This is a genomic window from Ruminococcus sp. 210702-SL.1.03, from assembly GCF_020559915.1.
In the GTDB taxonomy this organism is placed as follows: Bacteria; Bacillota; Clostridia; order Oscillospirales; family Ruminococcaceae; genus YE71.
In genome coordinates this window covers 1-5,289 of sequence record NZ_JAJCLZ010000055.1, presented here as the reverse complement: position 1 = coordinate 5,289, position 5,289 = coordinate 1, and the positions used below count along the sequence as shown (strand labels likewise).

Below are 5,289 nucleotides of genomic sequence, written 5' to 3'. Positions count from 1 at the left end.
TTTCTATTTTACTTCTTTGAGGTTGGAGTGTCAAGTTTTATTATACTATATCAAAGATACAGCTTAGTGCCGAACAAAGCAAACTCGGTTACATCGGTAACCCACTTCTGATTAGGCTTGTCTGCTTTGAAATCACGTTCAAGAAGATTAGGAGCAATTCTTCCGACTTCACCTCTGAATGAGTTGTACTTCTTCATTCTGACACGGCAGAATATTCCCATTTTACGCATCAAACGCTGTACTGTCTTGTGGTTGACAACATATTTTTTTCTCAATTCATTTGTTATTCTGCGATAACCGTAACGACCTTTGCTTTCATCATAAATTCTGCGAATTTCAGACTTTATTTCTGCGTATTTGTCCGGTTTTGGATTATCAAATTGTTTGCTGTAATAGTAGTAGGTGCTGCGAGGTATTTCGGCATATCTATGAGCAGACCTACCTTGTGTTCATGCCTCAGTTCCCATATCACTTGTGCTTTTTCTCTTGCCGTACCCTCTCGGCAACCAAGGTATTCAATTTTTTTAAGTATGCATTTTCTGCACGAAGTCGCTGCACTTCGGCAATTAAATCCTCTTCTACCTTTTTGTCAAGTTTTGGCTTTCTGCCTTTCTGTGTTCCACCGGCTGCACAGGCTCTGCCACGTCGTTCAACATAGAATCCTTCTTTTCCTTCTTCAAGGTAGATTCTTTCCCAAGAGGTTACTCTGCTATGTGGCACATCAAACTGTCTTGCCACTTCTCTTTAACTCAGTTTTTCCTTACGCATAGTTTCTACAACCATTATTTTAAATTCCGGTGTGTATCTCTTGTTTGGCTTTCCTTTTGGCATAAAAATGCCCCCTTTCGTCAGACTTTTTATTGGTATACTTCTATTATACCACATTGTCTAACAAAAGGGGAGCATTTCATAAAAGCGTTCCGCTTTTTTGTCTGCAAATTTATTAGTTGTTTTACTCTGCTGTTTATGGTAAAATAGAAATGCAGAAAATGGGCTCCAAAAATGCAGAACAGGAGCTCGCAAAAGGGCTTCAAAAATACACAACAGGGGTGCTCATTGTATGCGCAAACCGAGCCTCCACTCATTAATCTTGTGCTGATTGGGCTATGCACTTTTTCGAGCCCCTTTTATGCACTTTCTGCTTGACAAACACAAATGGAACGATAAAATATGTAAAGTAATAATGAAAAAGATAATCTCTACGCTGATATAATAGTGTTTGTCAGCAGAAAAAGAGTAATGATTGACGATATTTATGGGATAATTTTGAGGTGACGTATGAATAAGCTTCTGGCATTGCTCCAAATCCTTATCAAACAAACAGACGAAAATCACAAGCTGACAACAAATCAGCTTATTGAAAAGCTTGCAGAACAAGGCATATCAGCTCACAGAAATACGATTCCTGCAGACATCAGGAAGTTAAGAGATGCAGGCTATGATATTACCTGCGATAAAAGCACACAGAATAAGTATTTTATCGGCAGCAGAGGACTGGAATCCGCAGAGATAAAAATGCTCTGCGACGCTGTAAATGCAGCACAGTTCATCTCGGAGGAAAAGTCCTCAGAGCTTATAGACAAGCTGTTTTCTCAGCTAAGCGTTTATCAAAAGGACGAGATTAAAAACATAATTCAGCAGCCGAGCGAAAATAAAGCGGATAATAAAAGCATATATTTTGCCGATACAATTAACACAGCCATTACGCAGTGCAGAAAAATCCGTTTTCAGTATTATGAATATAACGAAAAAAGGGAAAAGGTTTTAAAACATAATGGATATACATATACGGTCAGCCCTTATGCTGCCGTGTGGAACGACGACAGGTACTATCTTGTAGGTTACTGTGAAAAGCATAAGGACATAACGGTTTTCCGAATAGACAGAATAGCGGATATATCACTTACGGAAAGCATTGCAATACCCTGTCCGAAGGACTTTGTGCTGAAAGATTTTATTGCTCAGACCTTTAAAATGTTCAGCGGAGAACCCATGACTGTGACTCTGAAATGCAAAAACAAACATATGAAAGCAATAATAGATAAGTTCGGCGATGATATAGAAACAAATAAAGCCGATAAACAATTCTTCACTGTAAAAGTAAAAATTGAGCTGAGTCCTACATTCTATGCGTGGGTGTTCCAGTATCAGGGAAAAATATGTATACAATTTCCACAAGAAGCAGTTGACCAATTTGTGCAAATGGGAGAAAGTGTGTTTGAGGTGCATAAGTAATTGTGCACCTCGTTTTTTTGCTATTGACATCAAAATTCAAAGGCGTTATAATATATACATAACCGAAACGAACGTTACAGTTAGAAAGAGGCGCATAAAAATGCAGCACAAGAATGCGGAGTATTTTAAAAGGATCATAGCCTTTATAGACGATTATGCGGTAAATAACGGCTCATCCCCAAGCGTAAGGGAAATATCAAACGGCGTAGGGCTATCTACAGCTACCGTCAGCCGCTATATGCAGAAAATGAAAGCAAACGGTGAGCTGGACTATGACGGTCATCGAAGTATTGTGACAAAACGTCAGAAACAAACGCTTGCCGAAACCGTTGAGATTCCCATACTAGGTTCTGTCTCCTGCGGAGTTCCTAAGTTTGCAGAAGAAAATATTGAAGAATACGTAAGACTGCCGGTTTCTCTGTTTGGCAGAGGTGATTTTTTTCTGCTCCGAGCCAACGGCGATTCCATGATAGAGGCAGGAATAGATTACGGAGATCTGGTGCTGATCCGTCGGCAGAACTATGCCGATTCAGGCGATATAGTAGTCGCTCTTATGGACGATGAAGCTACGCTCAAACGTTTTTACCCCGAACCGGAAAATCAAAGAATACGTCTGCACCCCGAAAACAGCGAAATGGATGATATCTATGTGGATAACTGTATCATTCAGGGAGTAGCAGTCAAGGTTATAAAAGATCTAGAATAATTACAAGGAGACCAGCTATGAAAAGTCAATAGAAAAAGAAGAAGATTAACAGAAAGTTCAAAAGGGGCAAAAAGGATGTCCACCCTAAAAAGATAAAGGCGAAAAATTTAAACGAGAGCGAAAGTAATATTATCATTAAGGAGCTTAAAGATAACCCTCACAAGCTTGTGAGCGGTATGTCCCAAAGCAGAATAATGAGAATTGCCCTGAGCTACTTTAGAATCATAATAACGCTTGAATGTGTCGTTGTTTAAAGAAACGTTCCACGCTGCATTTATGAGAGCATAGCGGAGTATCTTTGAACCGCGCTTGGACATTCTTGTACGCTTTGCGTTGAACTTGCCCGACTGATTGATGACAGGGTCAAGTCCTGCATAAGCAAGCAACTTTGAAGAATCAGAAAAGCGTTTAATGTCACCGATTTCGCCAAGTATCATAGCACCATTGAGCTTACCAATACCCGGAACGGTCATGATAACCGAATCAAGCTCGTCCATAGCTGTTTCAATAACCGTTTCAAGCTCATTTAACTGGCTTTCAATTAACTCAATCTGAGCAATGGTTTGGGTTATTTGAATAGATATGTAGGTGTTCTTCACACCAACGGACGATTTTGCAAGACTTTTGAGGGACTCAGCGTCCTGCTTACCGAAGCGACCTCTGGAAGCTTTGGTAAGAATGTTACTTAGTTTTGTTAAGTGTAAAGCAGCAATGTCGTCCGGTGAAGAATACACCTTAAGAAGCTCATAACAGGATTTGATGTGCAGACCGGATTTAAAGAAGTACTGAAGCTCCGGAAAGATAACATCAACGTAAGAAGTGAGCTGAATTTTAAGTCGTGCTTTGGACTTTTTCAGATTCTGACGAAAACGGCAGAGGGACTTTAGCTTTAAGGTTTTGATGTCGTTTTCAGTATAACGTCTGAATGAGTTGACCATCAATGTTTTGCAGATAAGCAAAGAATCCACCTTGTCGGTTTTAGTCTTGCGAATGCCTGTTTTACGCATAGCGGCGGTCTGAACTGGATTGATGACAGCAAGCTCATATCCGCAGCCGTGCAGAAAAAAGATAACATTTTCTGCATAGTGTGCAGTTGATTCAAGCCCGATGAGAAGATTTGATTTGTCGAGTGAATCAAGCTTTGATTTAAGGAGCTTAAAGCCTTCGTGGTTGTTTGAAAAAGAAAAGGGTTCAATAACAATAACGCCGTCCGAATCAACTGCTGCGGCAACGTGAGTTTCCTTTGCAATATCAATTCCAACATAAATCATAAGTTTTACCTACCTTGTAAAATTATTGGTACTGTTTTCGTGCCACTTAGTTTTATTCCCGTAAACTTGCGTGAGATTAAAATTCTTTGACTTATCCAGCTATAAACATTGTAAATAAAACTGTGGCTTTACACTCCTTATAGTAGTCGAGCTACAGAAAAAATCAAAAGTCCACAGCATCTGTTTTATTATACCACATTTTTGGAAAGGAGAGTATGATTTAGGCTTTACTATATCATACAAGGAGAGTATGATTTAGGCTTTACTATATCATACAAGAAAGTAATGCAAAAAATACGAATAATTGACGCGGACGAATCGGGAGGTAATAATACGTTCGCTCGTCTTCAACGTTGGTACTGCCCCAACTGCGGAGAATTAGCCACAGGATATCCAAACAGGAATAACATAACAAAAGTTGAATGCAAACGCTGTCATATAACAATGCTGAGAAAGTCGAAAGGCAGGCATCACGATATCATTGAGATGTTTGAATATGTCAGCGAGTGTTAAAATAAAATACGGTATGTAGACGGTAAGGTCGGGCTGAAACAGCGCCGCGTTTAAATCCTTTATCAGGGTCGCATACTTTGATTACCGATCGGTTTATCCAAACATATCGACTAACGTCGATTAACATGAGAGGCCGTCGGCAGGATAGATTCCGCAAGGAGTCTGTCTTGTCGACGGCTTTTTTTATTAAATAAATATTCAACGCCTGATATGCATTAGGGCGAGGATACAAAATATGGTCGTTTTGCAAAAAATGCAAAACAGCATATTCAGTACCCTTTCTTTAGTGCGCCTTTTTTCAGGTAAACGGAGTCTGTGTGCTGAATACAGACTCCGTTTTTTGTGTCCTCAGACCGAAGTATCGGGAGAAAGGACAAATATGTTTTTAACTTCAAAATGGCTGTGTCTGACAGCTAAGTACCCGTAAGCCTTCGTTTTGATAAAAACCTTATATATCAAAAACGGAGGAATTACAATGAAAACAAAATATTTTGAATACAACAGAAACGGCGGAAGTGAAAAGTATTCCGAATTTACTGAAGCTGAGTATCTCAAAGCGAAGGA

The 5,289-nt window shown here is 39.6% G+C and carries 5 protein-coding genes; 2 read left to right on the top strand and 3 right to left on the bottom strand.

Annotated elements, in window-relative coordinates:
- Nucleotides 1-50: 50 nt before the first annotated feature.
- Nucleotides 51-347, bottom strand: coding sequence for an IS3 family transposase (locus LI114_RS14390; RefSeq protein WP_413770907.1), 297 nt, complete (start codon nt 345-347; stop codon nt 51-53).
- Nucleotides 348-468: 121 nt separating this feature from the next.
- Nucleotides 469-738, bottom strand: coding sequence for a helix-turn-helix domain-containing protein (locus LI114_RS14385; RefSeq protein WP_117897900.1), 270 nt, complete (start codon nt 736-738; stop codon nt 469-471).
- A gap of 540 nt (nt 739-1,278) precedes the next feature.
- On the opposite strand from LI114_RS14385, the gene LI114_RS12995 reads away from it, so the two are divergent.
- Nucleotides 1,279-2,235 carry a helix-turn-helix transcriptional regulator gene (locus LI114_RS12995; protein WP_117905800.1) on the top strand — a complete coding sequence of 319 codons (957 nt, stop codon included), beginning with the start codon at nt 1,279-1,281 and terminating at the stop codon, nt 2,233-2,235.
- A 100-nt stretch (nt 2,236-2,335) separates the two neighbouring features.
- Nucleotides 2,336-2,941 carry a transcriptional repressor LexA gene (lexA, locus tag LI114_RS12990; RefSeq protein WP_177443186.1) on the top strand — a complete coding sequence of 202 codons (606 nt, stop codon included), beginning with the start codon at nt 2,336-2,338 and terminating at the stop codon, nt 2,939-2,941.
- Nucleotides 2,942-3,048: 107 nt separating this feature from the next.
- Here the strand turns inward: lexA and LI114_RS12985 are convergent, their stop codons facing one another.
- Nucleotides 3,049-4,212: an IS110 family transposase gene (locus LI114_RS12985; RefSeq protein ID WP_117897905.1), complete on the bottom strand. Its 1,164-nt coding sequence runs from the start codon at nt 4,210-4,212 to the stop codon at nt 3,049-3,051.
- Between the last annotated feature and the right edge of the window lie 1,077 nt (nt 4,213-5,289).

Excerpts from the sequence above, each read along its gene's own strand:
- lexA (WP_177443186.1), top strand. The coding sequence starts at position 2,336 with ATGCAGCACAAGAATGCGGAGTATTTTAAAAGGATCATAGCCTTTATA.
- LI114_RS12995 (WP_117905800.1), top strand. The coding sequence starts at position 1,279 with ATGAATAAGCTTCTGGCATTGCTCCAAATCCTTATCAAACAAACAGAC.
- LI114_RS12985 (WP_117897905.1), bottom strand. The coding sequence starts at position 4,212 with ATGATTTATGTTGGAATTGATATTGCAAAGGAAACTCACGTTGCCGCA.